At 72.5% G+C, this 19,579-nt stretch carries 19 protein-coding genes; 1 reads left to right on the forward strand and 18 read right to left on the reverse strand.

Annotation, left to right across the window (positions count from 1 at the left end; translation table 11 throughout):
• Positions 1–66: 66 nt before the first annotated feature.
• Positions 67–1,758, forward strand: a complete 1,692-nt coding sequence (locus ABZT02_RS37375; protein ID WP_356025849.1) for a bifunctional 3'-5' exonuclease/DNA polymerase — start codon at positions 67–69, stop codon at positions 1,756–1,758.
• A gap of 10 nt (positions 1,759–1,768) precedes the next feature.
• Here ABZT02_RS37375 and ABZT02_RS37380 read toward each other — a convergent pair whose 3' ends face one another.
• The 18 genes from ABZT02_RS37380 to ABZT02_RS37465 all read right to left on the reverse strand — a co-directional run bounded on the left by ABZT02_RS37380 (position 1,769) and on the right by ABZT02_RS37465 (position 19,388).
• Positions 1,769–5,224, reverse strand: coding sequence for a BTAD domain-containing putative transcriptional regulator (locus ABZT02_RS37380; protein WP_356025908.1), 3,456 nt, complete (start codon positions 5,222–5,224; stop codon positions 1,769–1,771).
• Between the two features lie 362 nt (positions 5,225–5,586).
• Positions 5,587–6,480 (reverse strand): glycosyltransferase, encoded by an 894-nt coding sequence (locus ABZT02_RS37385; protein WP_356025851.1) that lies wholly within the window; start codon positions 6,478–6,480, stop codon positions 5,587–5,589.
• Positions 6,481–6,597: 117 nt separating this feature from the next.
• A complete protein-coding gene (locus tag ABZT02_RS37390) occupies positions 6,598–7,020 on the reverse strand; it encodes a DUF3052 domain-containing protein (RefSeq protein ID WP_356025853.1) in 423 nt (140 codons plus the stop codon).
• 113 nt (positions 7,021–7,133) lie between these two features.
• Complete coding sequence (locus tag ABZT02_RS37395; protein WP_356025856.1) at positions 7,134–7,328, reverse strand: hypothetical protein; 195 nt, start codon at positions 7,326–7,328, stop codon at positions 7,134–7,136.
• A 303-nt stretch (positions 7,329–7,631) separates the two neighbouring features.
• Entirely contained in the window at positions 7,632–9,017 is a 1,386-nt protein-coding gene (locus ABZT02_RS37400; RefSeq protein ID WP_356025858.1) for a YcaO-like family protein, read from the reverse strand.
• Complete coding sequence (locus ABZT02_RS37405; RefSeq protein WP_356025861.1) at positions 9,014–9,163, reverse strand: hypothetical protein; 150 nt, start codon at positions 9,161–9,163, stop codon at positions 9,014–9,016. The genes ABZT02_RS37400 and ABZT02_RS37405 overlap by 4 nt, the downstream gene beginning before the upstream one ends.
• Positions 9,160–10,467: an MFS transporter gene (locus ABZT02_RS37410; protein WP_356025863.1), complete on the reverse strand. Its 1,308-nt coding sequence runs from the start codon at positions 10,465–10,467 to the stop codon at positions 9,160–9,162. Before ABZT02_RS37410 ends, ABZT02_RS37405 begins: the two co-directional genes overlap by 4 nt.
• Positions 10,446–11,099, reverse strand: coding sequence for an MBL fold metallo-hydrolase (locus ABZT02_RS37415; protein WP_356025865.1), 654 nt, complete (start codon positions 11,097–11,099; stop codon positions 10,446–10,448). Before ABZT02_RS37415 ends, ABZT02_RS37410 begins: the two co-directional genes overlap by 22 nt.
• Before the next feature lie 64 nt (positions 11,100–11,163).
• On the reverse strand, positions 11,164–11,652 hold the full coding sequence (locus ABZT02_RS37420; RefSeq protein ID WP_356025868.1) for a flavin reductase family protein: 489 nt from the start codon (positions 11,650–11,652) through the stop codon (positions 11,164–11,166).
• Between the two features lie 33 nt (positions 11,653–11,685).
• Complete coding sequence (locus tag ABZT02_RS37425) at positions 11,686–12,534, reverse strand: hypothetical protein (protein WP_356025871.1); 849 nt, start codon at positions 12,532–12,534, stop codon at positions 11,686–11,688.
• On the reverse strand, positions 12,534–13,148 hold the full coding sequence (locus ABZT02_RS37430; protein ID WP_356025873.1) for a hypothetical protein: 615 nt from the start codon (positions 13,146–13,148) through the stop codon (positions 12,534–12,536). Before ABZT02_RS37430 ends, ABZT02_RS37425 begins: the two co-directional genes overlap by 1 nt.
• Positions 13,149–13,194: 46 nt before the next feature.
• The gene (locus ABZT02_RS37435; RefSeq protein ID WP_356025875.1) at positions 13,195–13,962 is read right to left on the reverse strand and encodes an AfsA-related hotdog domain-containing protein; all 768 of its coding nucleotides are present in this window, start codon (positions 13,960–13,962) and stop codon (positions 13,195–13,197) included.
• Complete coding sequence (locus tag ABZT02_RS37440; protein WP_356025878.1) at positions 13,962–14,729, reverse strand: SDR family oxidoreductase; 768 nt, start codon at positions 14,727–14,729, stop codon at positions 13,962–13,964. The genes ABZT02_RS37435 and ABZT02_RS37440 overlap by 1 nt, the downstream gene beginning before the upstream one ends.
• Positions 14,730–15,440 (reverse strand): HAD-IB family hydrolase, encoded by a 711-nt coding sequence (locus ABZT02_RS37445; protein ID WP_356025880.1) that lies wholly within the window; start codon positions 15,438–15,440, stop codon positions 14,730–14,732. It lies immediately after the preceding gene.
• Positions 15,437–16,822 (reverse strand): MFS transporter, encoded by a 1,386-nt coding sequence (locus ABZT02_RS37450; protein WP_356025883.1) that lies wholly within the window; start codon positions 16,820–16,822, stop codon positions 15,437–15,439. Before ABZT02_RS37450 ends, ABZT02_RS37445 begins: the two co-directional genes overlap by 4 nt.
• A 52-nt stretch (positions 16,823–16,874) precedes the next feature.
• Positions 16,875–17,969, reverse strand: a complete 1,095-nt coding sequence (locus ABZT02_RS37455; RefSeq protein WP_356025885.1) for an LLM class flavin-dependent oxidoreductase — start codon at positions 17,967–17,969, stop codon at positions 16,875–16,877.
• Positions 17,970–18,013: 44 nt separating this feature from the next.
• On the reverse strand, positions 18,014–18,268 hold the full coding sequence (locus ABZT02_RS37460) for an acyl carrier protein (protein WP_356025887.1): 255 nt from the start codon (positions 18,266–18,268) through the stop codon (positions 18,014–18,016).
• Between the two features lie 100 nt (positions 18,269–18,368).
• The gene (locus ABZT02_RS37465) at positions 18,369–19,388 is read right to left on the reverse strand and encodes a beta-ketoacyl-ACP synthase III (protein ID WP_356025890.1); all 1,020 of its coding nucleotides are present in this window, start codon (positions 19,386–19,388) and stop codon (positions 18,369–18,371) included.
• Positions 19,389–19,579: the final 191 nt, after the last annotated feature.

The following is a 19,579-nucleotide window of genomic DNA, read 5'->3' on the forward strand; positions in this document are numbered from 1 at the left end:
CGGATCGGTCGCACCCGCCGCTGTCCGAAAGGTCCGTTGTCAGAAGGGCCTGGCAGACTCGCAGGCATGACCGACCGCTGGGCTCTCGCTCCGGCCGAGGACGGTGGCGTGGAGGTGGCCGCCCTCGGGCCCGCCGGGCTGCCCGTCGGGCCGGTGCGGCGGGAGGGGAACCTGGCCGAGGCCGTGCGGGGGCGGCCGGAGGTGGCCCGGTGGGTGTGGCGGTCCACCGCCGAGGTCTATCCGCGTCTGCTCGCCGCGGGGGTGCGGGTGGAGCGGTGCTACGACATCGAGGACGCCGAGACCCTCCTGCTCGGCCACGCCGGGCGCTACGGCGAGCCCCGCTCGGCCGCCGCCGCCCTGGCCCGGCTGCGCGGCGGCCCCGTACCCCCCGACCCGCCCCAGCGCGCCGCCGAACCGGGATCGCAGTCACCCCTGTTCGAACCGCAGAGCGTCCATCTGCCGCTGACCGACCTCGTCGAGGTCTACGCCGACCAGCAGCGGCGGCACGACACCACCGCGCACCCCGACCGGATGCGGCTGCTGACCGCCGCCGAGTCGGCGGGGATGCTGGTGGCCGCCGAGATGAACCGCTCCGGGCTGCCGTGGAGCGCCGAGACCCACCGCCGGGTGCTGCACGAACTGCTCGGCGAGCGGTACGCCGGTGGCGGCGAGCCACGGCGCCTCGCCGAGCTGGCGGACGAGGTGTCGGCGGCGTTCGGGCGGCGGGTGCGGCCCGATCTGCCCGCCGATGTCATCAAGGCGTTCGCACAGGCCGGGATCAAGGTGAAGTCGACCCGCCGCTGGGAGATCGAGTCCCTGGACCACCCGGCCGTGAAGCCGCTGGTCGAGTACAAGAAGCTGTACCGCATCTGGGTCGCGCACGGCTGGTCCTGGCTCCAGGACTGGGTGCGGGACGGCCGCTTCCGGCCCGAGTTCCTGGCGGGCGGGACCGTCACGGGCAGATGGGTCACCAACGGCGGCGGCGCCCTCCAGATCCCCAAGGTCATCCGGCGTGCGGTGGTCGCCGACCCCGGCTGGCGGCTCGTCGTGGCGGATGCCGACCAGATGGAACCGCGGGTACTGGCGGCCATCTCCCGCGACCCGGGGCTCATGGAGGTGGCCGGACGCGAGAGCGACCTCTACCAGTCCGTCTCCGACCGAGCCTTCTCCGGCGACCGCGCCCAGGCCAAGCTCGCCGTGCTCGGCGCGGTCTACGGCCAGACCTCCGGTGACGGCCTGAAGAACCTCGCCGCGCTCAGACGCCGTTTTCCCAAGGCGGTGGCGTACGTCGACGACGCGGCCCGCGCGGGCGAGGAGGGCCGGCTGGTGCGGACCTGGCTGGGGCGGACGTGCCCGCCGGCGGCCGGGGCGGGTGACGCGGAGGAGGCGGGCATCCCTCAGGACGAACCGGCCGGACAGTCCGCTTCCGGCGAGGACGCCTGGGTGCCGGGGTACGCCTCCAGCAACACCCGTGCCCGCGGCCGGTTCGCCCGGAACTTCGTGGTGCAGGGCAGCGCCGCCGACTGGGCCCTGCTGCTGCTCGCCGCGCTGCGGCAGGCCTTGGCGGGGATGGCGGCCGAACTGGTCTTCTTCCAGCACGACGAGGTGATCGTGCACTGTCCCGAGGAGGAGACCGAGGCGGTCGTGGCGGCGATCGGGGAGGCGTCGGCGCTGGCCGGCCGACTGACGTTCGGCGAGACGCCGGTGCGGTTTCCGTTCACGACGGCGGTGGTGGAGTGCTATGCCGACGCGAAATGATCACCGGCCCTCACCGTAAGCCGGAGTCGTCGAGCAGGGCGATGAGCTCCTGGAGCACCGTCTTCTCGTCCGTGCCGTCCAGCGCGTCGAGAGCGGCCCGCCACTGCTCGTACGCCTCCTCGGTCCTGCCCCGCTCGCGCAGCAGGAGCCCGTGCTGGTGGCGGGCGAGGGCGCCGGTGTAGCGGTCGGCGCGGGCGTCCGCGCGGCGCAGGAGCTCCGCGCACTCGGCGGCGGCGCGTTCGCCGTGGCCGATCAGACGCAGGGCGCGGACCAGGCCGAGGCGGCTCTGCGACTCGCCGTGCCAGTCACCCGGGCTGCCGAGGATGCGTAGGCTCTCCTCGAAGTGCGCCGTCGCGGCGGCCGGTTCGCCGAGGGTGAGATGGGCGTAGCCGATGTTGCAGTGTGCCGAGTGCCGTACGACCACGCTGCCGGTCTCCTCACCGATGGCGAGCGAGCGGCGGTGCTGCTCGATGGCGGCGCGCGGGTCGGTGTGCTCGTACAGGTTGCCGAGATTGCTGTGGGTGACGGCCTCGCCGAAGGGGTCGTTCAACTGCCGTGAATAGGCGAGGCTCTGTCGCAGTGCCTCGCCCGACTCGGCGTACCGGCCCAGGCCTTCGAGCAGCAGACCCCGGTTGTTGAGGCAGCGGCGCGTCCAGGAGTCCCTGCCCAGCCGCCGCCAGATCGCGAGGGCCCGGTCGTTGAGGGCCAGGGCCTCGCTGTGCCGGCCGGTGAAGAAGTGCAGGCCGGCCAGGTCGCCCAGGGCGCACGCCTCGGCCTCCTCGTCACCGAGCCGCCGTGCCAGCGTGAGCGCGGCGCGGCCGAGGACCTCGGTCTCGGCGACCCGGCCGCTGCGCTGGAGGAAGGGCGAGAGCAGTCGCAGCAGGGTGGAGACATGGGCGGCGCTGCGTTCGTCGGGGGTGTCCGTGTGCTGTTCGGCCAGGGCGACGATGTTCTCCAGCTCCGACTCACCCCAGGCGAAGGCCTTCTCGGAGGACGGGAACGGCGGGATGGCCAGCACGTGCGCCGCGTGCTCCGGCGGCTGCGCGGCGGTCGGGCGGCGGCGGTCCTCCAGGTCGAGGCCGGGTTCGACGATGGCGGTGAGGGCGCGTTCGGCGACGGCCGCGTACCAGCGCAGGGCGGTGCGGGCGATGTCGGGGCCGTGGCCGGTGCCCGCGAGTTCCCGTGCGAAGTCGCGGACCAGGCCGTGCGGGGCGTAGCGGCCGTACGCCTTCTCCTCCAGGAGGGCCACGTCGACGAGGCGGTCGAGCGCGTCCTCGGCGCGGGTCTCGTCGGCGCCGTCGGTACCGAGGAGGCGGGCGACGAGGGGGACGCCGTAGGTGGGGAGGTCGAGGGCCCCGATGCGGCACAGGGCGAGCGCGGCGTCACGGTCGGAACGGCGGCCGGATGCGGCGAGGGCGTCGTGGGCGACGGCCAGGGAGCGGCGGACGGAGAGGTCGTCGTACTCCAGGTGCCGCAACCGGTCCTCGGTGGCGGCCAGTTGGTCGGCGAGGACATCGGGAGTGAGGGCGTGACGGGCGGCCAGGCGGGCGGCCACGACGCGGAGGGCGAGGGGGAGGCGGCCGGTGAGTTCTATGAGGGGGTGCGTGGCGTCTATGGGGGTGGCGGCGGCGTCGGTTGTGGCATCGGGGGTGCCGGGAGTGCCGGGGGTGATGCGGTCGGCGGGGTCGTCGCCCTCGGCGCCGGGGCCCTCCCGGCGCTCCCGGACGTCCCGGCCCGACACCGCGCGCAGCAACTCCGCGCTCTCCTCGGCCGAGAGCGGCGAGAGCGGGAAGCGGTGGGCGTCGTCGAGGGCGGTCAAGGGCGAGCGGCTGGTGACGATCACCGCACAGCCGCCGCCGGCCGGCAGCAGCGGCCGTACCTGAGCGGCGCTCGCGGCGTCGTCCAGCACCATGAGCGTGCGGGTGGGCGCGAGCAGCGAACGCAGCAACGCGGCCGCCGCATCCGGATGTTCGGGAATGCCGCGCGGGTCGGCGCCGAGGTCGCGGAGCAGGGCGGTGAGGGCCTGGGCCGGAGTGAGGGGGGTCATTCCGGGGGTGGCGCCCTGGAGATTGACGTAGAGCTGACCGTCAGGGAAACGTTCCCGCAGCCCATGGGCGACGTGCAGCGCGAGCGCGCTCTTGCCGACGCCGGCCATCCCGCTGACGACACCGACGGCCGGGCCGCCGTCGAGGGAGAGGGCACGGCGGAGGTCGTCACGGGTGGTGACCCGACCGGTGAAGTGACCGGGCGGCGGGGGCAGTTGGGCGGGGCGGGGCAGGAGAGGGGTTTCGGGAGCAGGGGGCGACGGATCGGTCGCAGGGGGCGACGGCTCGGTGGGGGCAGGCGGCAACGGATCGACCGCAGGGTGCGCCGGACGGGGGGCAGGGGGTGCCGGGTTGAGGACAGGGGTCGACGGTGGGAGGGCGGGCGGAGTATCTCCGCGCGTAGCGGCTGAGGGGACGGCGTCGGAAGAGGGCGACCGGCTCTCCTCGCTCGCCGCGCCGAGGCCGACGGCCTTTCCTGGACGTCCGGTGGTGACCTCACCGCCCGTCCGGTCCGCCTCGCCGCGTCGATCGGCGTCGGTCCTTCCGCCGCCCGCTCCCCCGCGCAGCACCCGCACATGTGCCTCGCGGACCGCCGGCCCGGGTTCCACACCGAGTTCCTCGATCAGGCGGGTGCGCAGGTCGCGATGGACGGCGAGGGCCTCGGCCTGGCGGCCGGTGCGGTGGAGGGCGAGCATCAGCTGGCGGTGGTAGGACTCGCGCAGCGGGTGTTCGGCGGCCAGCGCGGAGAGTTCGGGGACGAGGGCGTCCGGCCGGGTGTCGGCGAGGGCGAGCTCGGCGTCGTAGTGCCACTCCAGGAGGAGCAGCCGGGCCTCCTCCAGGCGCTGGACCAGGGCGTATCCGGCGAGCTCGGAAGGGACCCCGCTGAGCGGTGCGCCCCGCCACAGCGCGAGCGCCGCCGCGCATGCCCGGACGGTCTCGGTCCAGTTCCCGGCGGCATGCGCGCCGCGGGCCAGGGCGGCGTGGCTCTCGAAGACCTGGACGTCGAGTTCGCCCGGCGCGACGCGCAGCAGATACCCGGGGGCCACCGCCTGCAGCCGTTCGGGGTCGTCGAGCAGCCGTCGCAGCCGGGAGACGTGGTTCTGCAGGGACGCCTTCGCGGAGGCGGGCGGGGTGCTCCCCCACAGCGCCTCCTTGAGGGACTTGGTGGAGACGACCCTGCCGGCTTCGAGGAGCAGCGCGGCCAGCAGGATCCGCTGCTTGCGACTGCCGACGACCCGTACAGCGGCGCTGCCGTGGCCGCCATGGCCGTCGTGGCGGTCGTGGCCGCCATGGCCGTCGTGGCGGTCGTGGTCGCCGTGGCGGTCGTGGTCGCCGTGGCGGTCGTGGTCGCCGTGGTCGCCGTACAGAATCGGCGGCCCGAGCAGTCCGAACCGCAGCCCCGACTGCGATCCGCGCTCCATCACGCCGCCCACTTCTGGCGGAATTCCGCCCTCTTCACGGCGGTTTCCCGCCAGCCGTCCGACGCCGGCCACTGCCGGAATCCGCTGTCGTCCCGCGGTGGCACACCGCCGGTCCCCCATCGCCGCCGTCGACTTCGCGCCAACCGGCGGACAACAAAACGTAGATGCGATGGCCACATGTTAGCGATTTGTTGGCGCAACCTGATGTGATCACAACATCGGATCTGGCCCGAGGGCGCGCGCGTACGACGCGCAACTCGGGGGAGTGTCGCCGTCGTGGCCGGATCCGTGGGACGCGAGAGGGTCCCGGTCGGCGGAGGTGAACGACCGGGGCCCTCGTCCTGTCCTCGGACCGTGGGCTCTCAGATGACGGGCGGGCGTCCCAGCCGGGTCAGGTGCCACACCGTTCGCCACCGCATCGGCCGCCGTTCGCCGGCCGGTTCCCGCAGGCCTTCGACGAACCCGCCGAACCAGGCGCGCAGCCCGCTCGACGAACGGATCCGCAGCAGGGTGAGTGCCGTCCACACGCCGAGGTGCACGGGGATGAGCGGCAGGGGCAGCCGGCGGCGGACCAGCCAGACGCGGTTGCGGGCGTTGACCCGGTAGTAGATGGCGTGCCGGGCCGGTGAGGTCCTCGGGTGCTGGAGCAGCAGCTCGGGCGCGTACAGGATGTGCCAGCCGCGGTCGGCGGCCCGCCAGGCCAGGTCGATCTCCTCGTGCGCGAAGAAGAACGCGGCTGGCCAGTCCCCGGTCTCGGCGAGCATGGCCATGCGGAAGGCGTGGCCGCCGCCCAGGAACCCGGTGACGTATCCGCCGCGCATCGGGTCGGAGGCGCCGACTCGGGGCACGTGCCGCTGCTGGGTCTCGCCGCTCTCGTCGGCGATACGGAAGCCGACGATGCCGAGCCGCTCGTCGGCTGCGAACAACTCCTGTACGTGCCGGAGCACATCGGCGTCCACGAGCAGACCATCGTCGTCGAGTTCGACCACGACGTCCACGTCGCCGAACTCCCGCAGCCGGGCCAGGGCCACGTTCCGCCCGCCGGGGCAGCCGAGGTTCTCCTCGACGTCGAGGGTGGTGACCTCGCCGGGCAGGGAGAGCCGTTCGGCGAACTCGGGCAGCCGGCAGCCGTTGCCCACGATCACGATCCGGGCCGGGGCGATGTCCTGCTTGGCCATGGACCGCAACAGGGCGTCGACCTCGTCGGGCCGGTTCCCCATCGTCACGACGGCCACGGCGATCCTCGGCGCGCCCATGTCCCCACCTCGTCCCCTGCGTCCCCTTGTCCCGGTCGTCCCGAGGGGCATCGACCGGCGCGATGCTAGCCGTTCACGGTGAGGACTTCTCAGGTATGGGAATGTGCAGGCCTCGTGTCACGCCCGCCGGTTCTCCCTCCGCCGCACGAACTTCAGCCCCGACCAGTCCTCCCCCAGCGACGCGACCTTCACGTCCACGACGCCGAGCGGAAGGAAGACCTCCCGCAGGGCGTTCTCGGTGATGTCGCTGACGTGCCCGGCGGCCCTGCGCGGCCAGGCGATCCACAGTGCGGCATGGTCCGCGAGGCCGGCGACCAGTTCACCCGCCTCGGCGGCGAGCCGCGCGTACTCGCGGTGGAAGGCGAGGACGACGTCCGCGCCGCGCGAGCCGCCGACGGCCACCTCGCAGTCGTCGGGCAGACCGGGGATGTCCCAGCCCTCGGGCGCGCCGTCGAGCCGTACCCGGTGCCCCGCTTTGATGCCGAGCTTCTTGGCGAGGGGCGTGGCGGAGTAGCCGCCGGCCGACCCGGTTCCTGACATACGGCACCTCCGCGCACCGGCCCAGCCCCGTCCGCCCCATCGTGACAGTCCGGACGGAGGATGTCCGTCCGGACACGGCGTCACGGGAGAGGCGCGCCGAACCGGCTGTCGCGCTACCGCACCACCCGCGCGAGCAGCGTGGCGAGGTCGGCGAGGAACTGGAGCCAGGGCCGGGCCTGCTCGGCCCGGCGCCCGAACCGTCTGAGCCGGCCGCCGGGCCGGACGTCGTCCCGGCGCTGGATCGTCCTGTCCCGCACCCGTCGTAAGGACAGGGCGCGGCTCGTCCCGATGCGCTTGCGTCGCCTCATGCCGGGACGTTAGCCGGGCCGCGATCGCCGGCGCAGGGCAGCGGACCGCCAAAGCGGGCGGGCGGTTATTGGCGGTAACGCGTAAACAAGGCCAGGACGCCGGAGCCGATGCCGATGCCGGGGGCGCTCGGCCCTCGGCCTCGGCCCGCTTCAGGAGCGCGCCTCGGCGGCCTGGCGTGCGCGCGTCTCGCCGCCGTACGACCCGGTTCCTGACATACGGCACCTCCAGTCGAGGTGTTCTCGTCGACGACCCGGAGCCGTTGCGATCCCGGTCCGTCAGACGGGGCCGACCGGCCCGGCTCCTCAGGAGTGCGGCATGGGAAAGGTGTTGAGCTCCTCTTCCCCCAACTGCCGTGTCCGCCAGCCGAGTCGGACGGCGGCGCCGCTCAGGCGCCGCCCACCCAACGGCGGGTAGGCGGCCGGGGCGGCTCCCGCCAGGCCCGGGACCATGACGCGGAGCACGGTCAGGCCGATGGCGGCCGTGTCGGGTGTGGTCAGGTCCACGCTGAGAACCTCGAACCCGGCGTCGGCCACCCGGGCCGTGAGCACGTCGGCCGAGCGCCCGGGCAGGGTGGGAACCCGGTCCCACGTGCCGGCCGCGGGGGCCCACGCCCAGGGGGCGACCCGGTCGGCCGCCCGGCGGTCCAGGTAGAGCTGCAGGTGGCACAGCTGCTCGACGGCGTCGCCCCCGTCGGCGCGGTAGGCGTCCAGATAACGGCGGTCCCGGCGCCACGGCTTGAACGGGGAGGGACGTCCGGCCGGATGGGGGATCCCGGACGGGCTGTCCAGAGACTGACAGGTGATCTGCAGGGTGTACGCCTCGGCCAGCGCCTTGGCGGCAGCTTGCAGGGGATCGGCGCGGACCGCGAAACCGTACGTCAGCCTGCCCTCGTCGCGGCTGCGGACGCCGGCGGCGAGCACGGGCACGCCGAAGTCGTTCGCCAAGTGGGTGCAGCGGACGTCGAAGGCCCGCCCGGCACCCTCGCTCAGACGGCGCAGCCGGGCGTCGGCGGGAAGCGCGGGCGAGGGGTGGGCGTTGGCCCACCACACGGCGGCCGCGTCCCGTTCGATGGCCTCTTCCAGCCCGCTGGTCAGAGCGAAATCCTCGGTGGGCCCCGCAGCGACGCCGCCCACCGCCGGGAACGCGTACAGCGGCTCCGGGAGCGGCCGGGGCATGTGCGGCCAGGCGGAGTGGACGAGGAAGGCCGGAACCAGCACCGGCGTGCCCCGTGTGACGGACCGGGCCTCGAGCCAGTGGGCCGGCGAGTCGGGCCCGAAGGGCCGGAAGGGGAAGCCGGGGGTGGCGTACTGCCTGGCGGAGTACAGGATGAGCCGGCGCGGGTCGAGCGCGCGCAGTCCTCGGCGGGTCAGCTCGCTGTGGCTGCCGAAGTGGAGGCGTTCGGGCGCGGGGGCATGCGCCTCGCAGTGGCGTTCCGCGGCCTCGCCCTCGGCGGCCCGGCGGGCCTGCGCGGGGTCCTGCCAGGAGGTGCCGAATGCGCGCCGACTGCTCTGCCACGGCCGGTCGGGGGCCTCGGGGAGATCGCTGACGGCCAGCCGCAGTGCGGGCGGGGTGCCCGCGACACCGGCCAGCACGCGGGTCGTCGTCGCGAAGGACGGTGCGGGGCCGGAGCCCGGCGCGGGGCGGACGGTGCCGCCCCGGCCGGTCTCCGCCATGGTGGGATCGGTCATCGTCGGGCGACGTGCGCGGGCACACAGTTCTCGACGAGGAACTGCTCGCCCAGGTGCGCCGGGACGCAGTTCTCGACGACGAGCTGCTCCGTCGCCTCGGCGACGTGGGCCGGGACGCAGTTCTCGATGACCAGGTGCTGGTTCATGCTCGTTTCCCCTCTGTTGCGACACGCGGGAGCGGGCTCCCGCGTTCTTCCCGTACGGCGGGTGCCGTACGGAAGCCTTGGGCGCCGGTGATCAGCAGCCAGCCGCAGCCGGCCGCGCCGGCGAGCACGGCGGACAGCGTCCACAGCACGGCGGACCCCCATCGGTCGAGGACCCAGCCACCGCCCGCCGGGCCGAGGAAGCCGGCGGTGGACCAGGCGGCGGCGTACAGGCCCAGGTAGCGGCCACGCTGCCGCGCCGGTGCCCGCTCGGCGACGACGGCGCTGCCCGCCGGTGCCTGGAACATCTCGCCGAACGTCCAGACGACGACCGCGGCGACGTACAGCCCCGGCCCGTCGGCGAAGGCCGTCATCGCGAGGCCCGCCCCGGCGAGGAGTCCTCCGGCGCACAGGACCATGCCCTTGGGACTGCTGCTGAGCAGCCGGGTGAGCGGGATCTGCACGACGACCACCAGGACCGCGTTGACCGCGTTGAGCAGGCTGAAGACCGCCGGCGAGTGCCCCTGGGCGGCCATCACCATCGCCAGGGAGCTGGAGCGCTGCTCGAAGGCGAGGGCGAACAGCATCGTCAGCAGGGTGAACAGGACGAAGGGCAGGTCTCTGCGGACCGGGGTGCCGTCGGATCCCGGGGATGCACCCGACGGTTCCTTGGCCGCCGGGGTGCGGGCCGCTCGCGGGGGCAGGGTCTCCGGGACCTTCACCAGGACGACCAGCGCGCACAGCAGCGTCGTGGCCGCGTCGGCGAGGAACAGCAGGGTGTAGCCCTGCCGGACCAGCAGCCCGGCCAGTACGGCCGCGATGGCCAGACCGGCGTTCACCGCCCAGTAGTTGAGAGCGAAGGCCCGCTGCCGGTCCGCGGCCGGCAGTACGTCCGCGAGCACCGCGCCCGCGGCCGGCCGCACCACCCCGGTGCCGATCCCCACGGCCAGGGCGGCGGCGGCCACGGCAGTGCGGTCCTGCGCGAGTCCGAGAGCGGCCATGGCGGCGGCGGTCCACACGTGGCCGCTCACAAGGGTGACGCGCCGCCCGTACCGGTCCGCGAGGACACCCCCGAGCGCGTTGCCGGCGATCGCGCCGAGTCCCGGCAGCGAGACGACAAATCCGGCGTACGAGGCGGAGTAGCCGCGGTCCGCGGTGAGCGAGAAGGCCAGCATCGGACCCGCGAAGGCACCGAGCCAGTTGATCAGCAGGCCGGCCCAGATCCACCAGAAGACAGCGGGCAGTCCGCGCAGTCCGGCGGGGGGTGCCGGTCGCGGACCGCCCGTCACCAGCCCCGGTCCCGCCACTGCGGCAGGCTGGGCCGCTCCGCGCCGAGCGTGGTGTCCTTGCCGTGGCCCGGGTAGACCCAGGTGTCGTCCGTGAGCCGGTCGAAGATCTTCGTCTCGACGTCGTGGAGGAGCGAGGCGAACCGCGCCGGGTCCTTCTCCGTGTTGCCGATCCCGCCGGGGAACAGGCTGTCCCCGGTGAACAGGTGCGGGTGCCCCTTCGGGTCGCGGTAGAGCAGCGCGGTGGAGCCCGGCGAGTGGCCCACCAGGTGGATCGCCGTGAGGGAGACGGCGCCGACCCGCACGGTGTCTCCGTCGTCCACCAGGACGTCGGAGACCGGGACGCCGGGTGCGTCCTCGCGTCCGACGAGGGAGCGGGCTCCGGTGGCGGCGACCACCTCGGCCAGGGCCCGGTGGTGGTCCCAGTGCCGGTGGGTGGTGAACACGGTGGCCAGGCCGCCGTCGCCGACGAGGTCCAGCAGGGTCCGCGGCTCGGCCGCCGCGTCGATCAGGAGCTGCTCGCCGGTCGCCCGGCAGCGCAGGAGGTAGACGTTGTTGTCGATCTCGCCGACCGAGACCTTCGTGATCACCAGATCGGTCGTCTCCCGGGTGTCCCCGGGACCGCCGGCCTGAACCTCACCGGTATAGCTCATCGTTGCTCTTGCCTTTCCGCGGGACGAGGTCCCGTCCGTCATGGAGTGGTTGGGGGTCTCCCGGTCACGATGCCAGCCGTACGTACCGCCCGGAGTGGAAGACCAGCGGGGCCCCCGAGACGGCCTCCGGGCCGCCCTCCGTGGACCACTCCAGGGCCCTTGCGACGACCAGCTCGTGGTCTCCGGCCGGGTGAATCTGCTCGATGGCGCAGTCCAGCCAGCCGAGCCCGTCCGACAGCAGGGGGTGCCCGGCCGGGGTGCGGACCCAGTCACGGCCGGCGAACCGGTCGGCGCCCCGGGTGGCGAAGGTCCGGCAGACCTCCTCGTGGTCCTCGCGCAGGATGGTCACCGCGAAGCCCCCGGCCGCGCGGATCGCCGGCCAGGTCGTCGAGGTGCGCGCCGCGCACAGCGCGATCAGCGGGGGCACGAGGGACACCGAGGTGAAGGAGTTGGCCGCCATGCCGGCGGGCCCGTCCTCGGTCTGTGCCGTGACCAGGACGACCCCCGTGGTGAAGCGGCCGAGCACGTTGCGGAAGGATCGCTGAGTCGGCACCTTCGTCTCCACTTGCTACTCCCTTTCCCTGTGTCAGGCGTGGGTCACGAACTCGGCGAAGCTCGGTCCGCGCAGCTTGAGCTGGGCGTGGACGTCGCCGCCCAGGCCGAACCGTCCGATGGCGCCCACGTAGTTCTGCTGGTAGCTCATCCACAGCAGGACGACGTTCATGATCCGGTCCCCGGCCGCGACCTCCGGGTCGGGGAACGGGTTCGGCATGCGCGCGTGGTAGCTGCCGTTGCCCTTGTGGTCGGCGATCAGCACGTTCGGCACCCCGAGCGGGCCCGGCCGCACCGGCCCCGAGGGCGCCAGGTCGCGGCGTCGCACGGACATCACGGTGTAGAGGCTGTTGGGGAGGAGCCCGGTGAACTCGCAGTGGAAGTCGGCCGCCCGGCCTCCGTCCGCCAGCGTGACCCGCACCTCGCCGGCCGCCTGCACCCACTGGCCGAGCGTGATCGGTTCCGTCACCTTGGGCCCGTCCTCGGGGCGCAGGTCCGGCAACGGCACCTGGTGGAAGGCGTAGCTGGGCCGGACCACCGAGAAGGGGTCGGCAAGCTGGTCCGGGGCGAAGACCTCGGGGTAGTTGGTGCACGGCAGCGGCAGCGGCAGCGTGTGCAGGACGAGGTCCTGGTCGGCGGCCGACAGCCGCGAGCCCAGTTCGCGCACGACCCGGTAGGGGGCCGTGCCGCCCAGCTCCGGCAGCGGGCTGTCCGCGGCGACGATCGCGCTGCCCCACTCGGAGACGACCCCTCCGCCGGCCGCCTCCCGGTTGACGTACCCGATCACCACGAAGTTCCCGTCGGGATCCATGACTTCGCTGGGCGGATACAGCGGGCCCTGCGTGGTGAGGCTCAACTCGTACGACGCGGACCGCGTACCCATCAGGCGCCCTCGGTGACGCGTCGGTACAGGCGGGTGTAGAGGCCCTCCTCGGTGACGAAGCGGGCATGTGCGTAGCGGGCGATCTCCCCGTAGCGCTCGGAGGAGAACGCGGGCAGGTACTCCTCGGGGTCGCAGGAGAACCCGGAGACGAACATGACGCCGGGCTCGGTGGACAGCAGCGAGTGGTAGGCGAGGAACGTCTCGACCTGCTCCGTGGTCCGTACAACGTCGAAGATCGTGCCGTCCCGCCAGTCCAGGTACTCCTCGTGCACGCGCGGCTTCACCTCGACGTGCCGCAGCTGGACGTAGGGGGTGTCGGGGAGCGCCGCGCCGACCGGAGCGGGCTTCGGCGCCTCGACGAACCGCAGCACCTGGCGGCGTACGTCTCCGACGACCAGCTCTGCCAGTTCCTTGGCCTGCCGGTTCCACTGCTCGTCGAGTCCGGCGAGGGCGTCGAGGCCGTCGAGCGGGGTGAGTTCGAGGAGGGTCGGGGCCTCCAGGCCCCGGTAGAGGACGGAGCCCGGCGCGGTGGGCCGGTCCCGCCACGCGGCGAGTGCCTCGTCGACGCGCTCGCCGACGGGGAGCTCGGTGACCAGAAGCAGTGCGGATGACATGGGAATCCCTTCGGAGGTCAGGTACACAAATCCAGGGCGGAACGGTTCAGCCGGCCGGGACCGGGTCCATCTCGCGGCCGAGCACCCTCAGGGCCCGTGCGGTGCCGCGGCGTTCCTTCTGGGCCAAGGCCGAGCTGTCGAGGGCGCCGCACACCATGTGCACGGTGGCGGCGGGCAGGCCCGTCTGCTCGAAGGTGACCCGGACGTCGAAGGACAGCTGGGCGGGGTCGCTCAGGTCCGCGGAGAGGACCTCGTACTCGATCGCGGCGGCCAGCGGGAACAGGAAGGTCAGGAATTTGCTGTCCATGCTGTCGAGCACGAAGCTGTAGTGCCGCTCGGGCTGGTGGGACAGGTAGTACCGCTCGCTCACGGCCACGAACATTTGGCGCGCGGCTTCCAGGACGACCATGCCCTGGACATGTCCGCCCTGGTGGTCAAGCAGCAGTTCCTGGTCGTTGTGGATGCGCAGGGCCGCCCGGAAGCGGCTCTCGGCGACCCGTTCGAGGCCCGCGATCAGGACGTTGCACTCACGGTGCTTGTGCGTTTCGGTCTGCCGGCACAGGCAGCCCGCGTCGCTCTCCCGGATCCGCACGCGATCTGCGAGACCTCGACGGTCGAGTTCGTCACGTATGCGGTCCCAGTCGAAGGAGGTGAGGCCCTGCCCCTCGACGAGGACGAGTGACGTGTCGTCCCGGTGGCGGTCGGCGCGCAGGTCGGCGACGAAGCGGGAGACCGTGCGGATCGTGTCGTGGGTGGCGAACGGCTCGAAGCGGTCACCGACTATGTAGCGGGTGAGGGGGCTCTGTCGCGTCATCAGACCCACTGCCAGGCGTCGAGCTCGACAGCGGAGACGTGCGCACGGCGCGAACTGCCGAGAAGCGCGCAGGTGGCGTCGGCCACGTCGGCGGCGGAGAGCATCCGGTCGCGCTGCTCCTGCGTGAGCTCGCCCGGCATGTTCTCGCGGAAGGAGGTGTCGACCTTGTCGAGGACGATGCCCGAGACACGGACCCCCCAGGGCCGGGCCTCCTCGGCGAGCGCCCTGGTCAGACCCTCGACGCCCCACTTCGACACGGAGTAGGCGAGCATGGCGCCGGGCGGGGCGGTCCGCCTGCCCCAGATCGAGGACATGTTGACGACGAACCCGTCGCCGGCGTCCTTCATGTACGGCAGTACGGCCCGGGCCGTCACGAAATAGCCGGTCAGATTGGTGGTGAGGGTGCGGTCCCAGATCTCCCGGCTCGTGGTGAGGACACCGCCCGGGTGGGCGATCCCCGCCACGTTCAGCAGGTAGTCGATCTTCCCGAACCGGGCGACCGCCTCGGCCACGGCCGCCTCGACGGCCGCGCTGTCGGCCACGTCATGCACGGCGGTGAGCACCTGCCCGTCCGCCCAGCCCTCGTCAGCGACGGTCTTGGCCAGGCCCTCGGCGTCGTGCGAGTGGAGGACGAGCCGGCACCCCTGGGCGCCGAGCCTGCTCGCCAGGGCGCGGCCGATGCCCCGATCGGCTCCGGTGATCAGGGCGACCCGGTCCCGGAAGTCCACGGTCCCGGCCGGGGCCTGCGGTGTGGTCTGCGTACTCAACTACTCTTCCCCTCTTGCTCCGTGGGCCGATGACATCACCGGCCAGCCATGCGTGCGGGCAAGCTCACCGAGGGTCGGGTCGTCCCCGATCACCGATGGCCGGCCCACCACGCGCAACATGTCGAGATCACTGGCGTGATCCCCGTATCCACAGCAGTCCCCGGCGGCCAGGCCGAGTTCTCGCATGGTCTTCGCGACGGCGTCCGCCTTCGCCCGGCCGATCATCGGTTCCACCACCTCGCCGGTGTGGAACCCCCGTTCGTCCACGACGAGTTGGCCGCACAGCACCCGGTCGGCCGCCAGGTCTTCGGCGAGCGGGTCGAGGCAGGCCCGGAAGGATCCGGAGACCAGCACGACGGTGTCCCCGGCCGCCCGGTGCCGGGCCAGCGCGGACAGTCCCGCGGTGACGAAGGCGTCCGGGCGTTCGCGGTAGGCGGCGTACCAGTCCCGGCCGGCCGCCCGTACGTCGGCGGCGTAGGTGCCCGCGAAGTACTGGTAGTAGGCGCGGTTGACCTCCTCGCGGGGTATGCCGAGCGCGGACATGTCCCGCAGGGCGGCGGCGTGGCGCGCGTACCGGGTGCCGTCGTCGCCGCCGCGGGCCAGCCAGAAGCGCAGGAACTCGAACATGGACTTGGCGGTGATCAGGGTCTCGTCGACGTCGAAGAAGGCCGCTCCCCGGACCGCACCGGACCGTTCGCGCGCCCCGCTCATGCCACGCCCGCCGGCCTGCGCAGCACGGTGAGGACGACCAGCAGCGCCAGCGCGGAGGCGACCATCACGACCACCCCGGTCGAGGCGAGCGTGGACAGGGTGCCGAGCACGGCGACGCCGAGGGCGACTCCGGCCTGCCGGGAGGCGGTCGCCGCGCCCTGGCCGGTCGCGGCCAGCTCCGGCGGGGCGGCCGAGGCCATGTCGGCGGTGGCTGCGGGCACCACCGTCGTCCCCCCGATGGTCAGCAGGATCTGCATGGGGACCAGCGCCGCGAGCGGCGGGTGGCTGCCGACGAAGCACAGTCCCAGCCCGGCCAGTACATGCGCCCCCAGCCCCACCAGGATGACCGTCCTGGCGCCGTACTTGACGACCGCGCGGCCCGCGAGCAGCGGGATGACGCAGGCGGGCAGCGTCATCGGCAGCAGGGCGACACCGGTCTGCAGCGGGGACAGGTCCCGCTCCCGGATCAGCCACAGGGTCAGTGCGAAGAACGAGCCGTAGAAGACGAAGCACGACATCGCTCCGGCCATCAGGTCGGCGCGGACCCGGCCGAGCGCCATCAGGCGGGGTGGCAGTACGGGGGCCTCCACCTTTCGTTCGACGAGCAGCAGCGCCACGAAGGCGAGCACGCCGACGGCCAGCGCGGCCAGTGGCACGGGCCGGCCCCAGCCCTGGCTGCCCGCGTCGATCAGGCCGAAGGTGACAGCGCCGAGCCCGAGGATGGACAGGACGAGACCCGCGTAGTCGATCCGTTTGGAGGTTGTCGGACGGTGGGCGCTGAGCCACTTCGTGGGCAGCAGCACCAGACAGATGATCACCGGGTTGACCAGGAACACCGCGCGCCAGCCGCCGAGTTCGACCAGGCCGCCGCCGATGAGCGGCCCCGCGATGAATCCGCTGGAGCTCAGCGCGCCCCAGGCGCCGATCGCCCGGGACCGCTTGCTGGGGTCCGGGTAGAGCTTGGCGAGCAGGGCGAGTGAGGCCGGGACCAGGCCGGCCGCCGCGATGCCGAGGGTGGCTCGGCCTGCGATCAGGCCACCGGCGCTGGGGGCGGCGGCGCAGGCCAGCGAGAGCAGCGCGAACAGACATAGGGCGGAGCGGTAGACGCGGCGCGGACCCCAGCGGTCGGCGACCGCTCCGGAGGCCAGGAGCAGACCGGCGAAGACGACCGTGTACGCGTCAGCCGTCCACGGCAGCTGGGCGGCGGTGGCGTGCAGGTCGCTGCGCACGTCGGGAAGTGCGACGTTCAGGATGGAGACGTCGAGGATGACAAGGTAGTTGCCGGCCACGAGGCTGGCGAAGAGCAGCGGGGTCCGGGGTCGCGAGACCTGGGGCTCCGCGCTCTTCGCGACCTCGGCCGTGTTCCTGCCGACGGCGGTCATGAAGGCTCCGGTTCGGGTGTGGGTGGGGGGTGGCTGGGAAGCGGCCCCGGGGTCAGCCCCGGCTCGCCACGATGTGCTCGATGGATTCCTTGGGGCGCGAGACAGCCCCGGTCAGCTGCGGTGCGACGTAACGGGCGAGCAGTTCGAGGCTCCGGTCCGTCTTCTCCCAGGAGCACCAGTCCGGTACGTAGACCAGCAGGGTGCCGAATCCGCCGGTGCGCTCCTGCAGTCGCCGGATGCCCTCGACGACGTCCTCGGGCGACCCGACGATCGCGCCACCCGCCTCGATACGTGCCTGGAGCTCCTGGCCCTCGGGCACGCCGGGGGTGGACACGTCGCGGCCGGCCGCGCGTCCGAAGAAGTCGAAGAGCCAGCGGTCGAAGCCCTCGCGGACATCGGCCAACGCCTGCTCGGTGGTCTCCGCGACATGCAGGGGCAGGGCCACCCGCCAGTTGTCACGGACCATGGTGTTGCCGTGCTCCTCGGCGGCTTCCTCGGCATAGCTCCACTGCCGGGCCAGGTCGATGGTCCGGGGCGCGCCGGGCTGGCTGAGCGCGAAGGAGACCAGGCTGGTGCCGTGCTGCCCGGCGAGCAGCGGGCTGCCGGGTGAGGTGCCGCCGCTGGCGATGGCCACCTCCATGCCGCCCGGGGTGTAGCGGGGCAGCTGCAGCTTGGCGTCGCGCAGCCCGTACCAGTCGGTCTTCTCTGTGACCCGGCCCTCACCGTTGACCAGCTCGATCACGGCGGGCAGTGCCTCGGCGAGACGGGTGCGTTGCTCGCTCGCCTCGATGCCGAGCATCTGCGCGTCCGGGAAGATGCCGGGGCCCACACCGAGGATGTAGCGCCCCTGGGTGAGGTGGTCGAGGTGCACGGCACGCGAGGCCACGTGGAAGGGGTGGTGCCAGGGCAGCGGTACGACTCCGTTGGCCAGCCTGATCTGCCGGGTGCGCTGGGAGGCGGCGGCGATCATCGTCTCCGGGGCGCCCACGAGACCCCAGCCGAGCGTGTGGTGCTCACCGAACCAGGCCTCGTCCAGGTTGAGCGCGTCGGCCTTCTCGACCAGGTCGAGCTGTCGGCGCAGCACCAGGTGCGGGTCCTGCCCGGGCTCGTTCACGGGGGACAGGAATATTCCGATACGGCTGTGCATGACGGGTCCTCCAGAAGGGGGCGGAAGGGGGTGGGAAGGCCGGTTCAGCCGGCGGGTGTGTCGACGCTGCTGCGGGATTCCATCAGCGCCACGACTCCGGCGACGCTGCCGGCCTCGACCAGCTCGTCCTCGGCGATTTTGATGCCGTACTTCCGCTCGATGATCACGGAAAGCTCCAGCATGATCAGCGAGTCGAGGTCTATCTCGCTGAACCGGGTGGCGGGGGTCACATCCTGATCCAGGTCGAAATTGTCGGTCAGGACGGTGACGATGCTCTCGGCTACCGCTTGGGAATTCATAAGTCCCCCTACAGTCAGGAATCAGGGCAGGATGCAGCGCAGGCGCAAAGCGGTGAAGAAATCCGCTGGAATACGCGGTGAGGTGGAGAAACCCGTCGGTTCAGATTTCCGTCGTGATTTCCATGACGTCGATCTCCGGCCACCGCAGGGCGGTCGAGGCCCAGCTGAGCCCGCCGCCGAACGCGGTCATCAGCACCCGGTCACCGGGCTTGACGCGCTCGCTGACGGCGGCGTCGGTGAGCGCCAGCGGGATGGAGGCGGCCGAGGTGTTGCCGACCTTGTCGAGGTGGACCAGCATGCGGGACCGCTCGACGCCGAGCACGTCCGCGACCGTGTGCAGGATCCGGATGTTCGCCTGGTGCGCCGCGCACCAGTCGACGTCCGCCGCGCTCCAGCCGACGCGCCCGAGCAGCTGCTCGGAAGAGGCGGCCATCCTGTTGACGGCGTGGGTGAACATGTCCTTGCCCTGCATGGTCATATACGCGCCCTCGGGCCGCGCCGGCAGTCCGCTGCCCCGCTCCCGCGAACCGCCGCCGGCCACCTGGGCCAGCTCGTGACCGGTGCCGTCACTGCCCAGGTCGAAGCCGAGCAGCGCGCCGGGCTCGCCGGCGTCGCCGGCGCGCAGGACCGCGGCTCCGGCGCCGTCACCGAAGATGATGGTGGTGGAACGATCCGTCGGGTCGAGCCGCGTGGACCAGACGTCCGCGCCGACGACCAGGACGCGCTCCGCCACGCCGGACGCGATCGCCCCGGCGGCGGCGGACAGCGCGTACAGGAATCCGGAGCAGGCCGCGGAGATGTCGTAGGCGGCGACGTGCCCGAGTCCGAGTGCGGTCGCGACCTCCGGCGCCGTGCCGGGCATCGGTTGGTTTCCGGTGCTGGTCGCCAGGATCACCAGATCCACGGAATCGACCCCGGCGGACTTCAGGGCTCGCGCGCCGGCGGCGGTCGCGAGATCACCGGTGCTGGTCCCGGTGTCGGCCCAGTGGCGGGTACGGATACCGGTCCTGGTACGAATCCAGGTGTCGTTGGTGTCCAGTGTCCGGGCGAGTTCGTCATTCGTCACCGAACGTGGCGGAATTGCTGCTCCGATTCCGGCCAGGACTGTTGCGCGTATCATCTTTCCCCCTCGCGCTGATTTCACTGACTACTTTATCGACGGAAGCCCCGTGCAGGAAGTTTGTACATGCCCGCGCATGCACACCCGATTTCCTTCACGCCGCTTCGTCGACCCACGACATGAGCTTGCGCAGCTGCTTGCCGGTGGTCTCCAGGAGGTGCTCGGAGTCCTGCTGCTTGTACTCGTTGTAC

Source organism: Streptomyces sp. NPDC005402, from assembly GCF_040606575.1.
Classification (GTDB): domain Bacteria; phylum Actinomycetota; class Actinomycetes; order Streptomycetales; family Streptomycetaceae; genus Streptomyces.

What these genes read in the sequence shown, in the direction of transcription:
- ABZT02_RS37380 (WP_356025908.1), bottom strand. Translation starts at nt 5,224, where the DNA reads ATGGAGCGCGGATCGCAGTCGGGGCTGCGGTTCGGACTGCTCGGGCCG.
- ABZT02_RS37460 (WP_356025887.1), bottom strand. Translation starts at nt 18,268, where the DNA reads ATGAATTCCCAAGCGGTAGCCGAGAGCATCGTCACCGTCCTGACCGAC.
- ABZT02_RS37435 (WP_356025875.1), bottom strand. Translation starts at nt 13,962, where the DNA reads ATGACGCGACAGAGCCCCCTCACCCGCTACATAGTCGGTGACCGCTTC.
- ABZT02_RS37375 (WP_356025849.1), top strand. Translation starts at nt 67, where the DNA reads ATGACCGACCGCTGGGCTCTCGCTCCGGCCGAGGACGGTGGCGTGGAG.
- ABZT02_RS37455 (WP_356025885.1), bottom strand. Translation starts at nt 17,969, where the DNA reads ATGCACAGCCGTATCGGAATATTCCTGTCCCCCGTGAACGAGCCCGGG.
- ABZT02_RS37450 (WP_356025883.1), bottom strand. Translation starts at nt 16,822, where the DNA reads ATGACCGCCGTCGGCAGGAACACGGCCGAGGTCGCGAAGAGCGCGGAG.
- ABZT02_RS37465 (WP_356025890.1), bottom strand. Translation starts at nt 19,388, where the DNA reads ATGATACGCGCAACAGTCCTGGCCGGAATCGGAGCAGCAATTCCGCCA.
- ABZT02_RS37400 (WP_356025858.1), bottom strand. Translation starts at nt 9,017, where the DNA reads ATGACCGATCCCACCATGGCGGAGACCGGCCGGGGCGGCACCGTCCGC.
- ABZT02_RS37425 (WP_356025871.1), bottom strand. Translation starts at nt 12,534, where the DNA reads ATGGGTACGCGGTCCGCGTCGTACGAGTTGAGCCTCACCACGCAGGGC.
- ABZT02_RS37415 (WP_356025865.1), bottom strand. Translation starts at nt 11,099, where the DNA reads ATGAGCTATACCGGTGAGGTTCAGGCCGGCGGTCCCGGGGACACCCGG.
- ABZT02_RS37395 (WP_356025856.1), bottom strand. Translation starts at nt 7,328, where the DNA reads ATGAGGCGACGCAAGCGCATCGGGACGAGCCGCGCCCTGTCCTTACGA.
- ABZT02_RS37405 (WP_356025861.1), bottom strand. Translation starts at nt 9,163, where the DNA reads ATGAACCAGCACCTGGTCATCGAGAACTGCGTCCCGGCCCACGTCGCC.
- ABZT02_RS37390 (WP_356025853.1), bottom strand. Translation starts at nt 7,020, where the DNA reads ATGTCAGGAACCGGGTCGGCCGGCGGCTACTCCGCCACGCCCCTCGCC.
- ABZT02_RS37430 (WP_356025873.1), bottom strand. Translation starts at nt 13,148, where the DNA reads ATGTCATCCGCACTGCTTCTGGTCACCGAGCTCCCCGTCGGCGAGCGC.
- ABZT02_RS37385 (WP_356025851.1), bottom strand. Translation starts at nt 6,480, where the DNA reads ATGGGCGCGCCGAGGATCGCCGTGGCCGTCGTGACGATGGGGAACCGG.
- ABZT02_RS37445 (WP_356025880.1), bottom strand. Translation starts at nt 15,440, where the DNA reads ATGAGCGGGGCGCGCGAACGGTCCGGTGCGGTCCGGGGAGCGGCCTTC.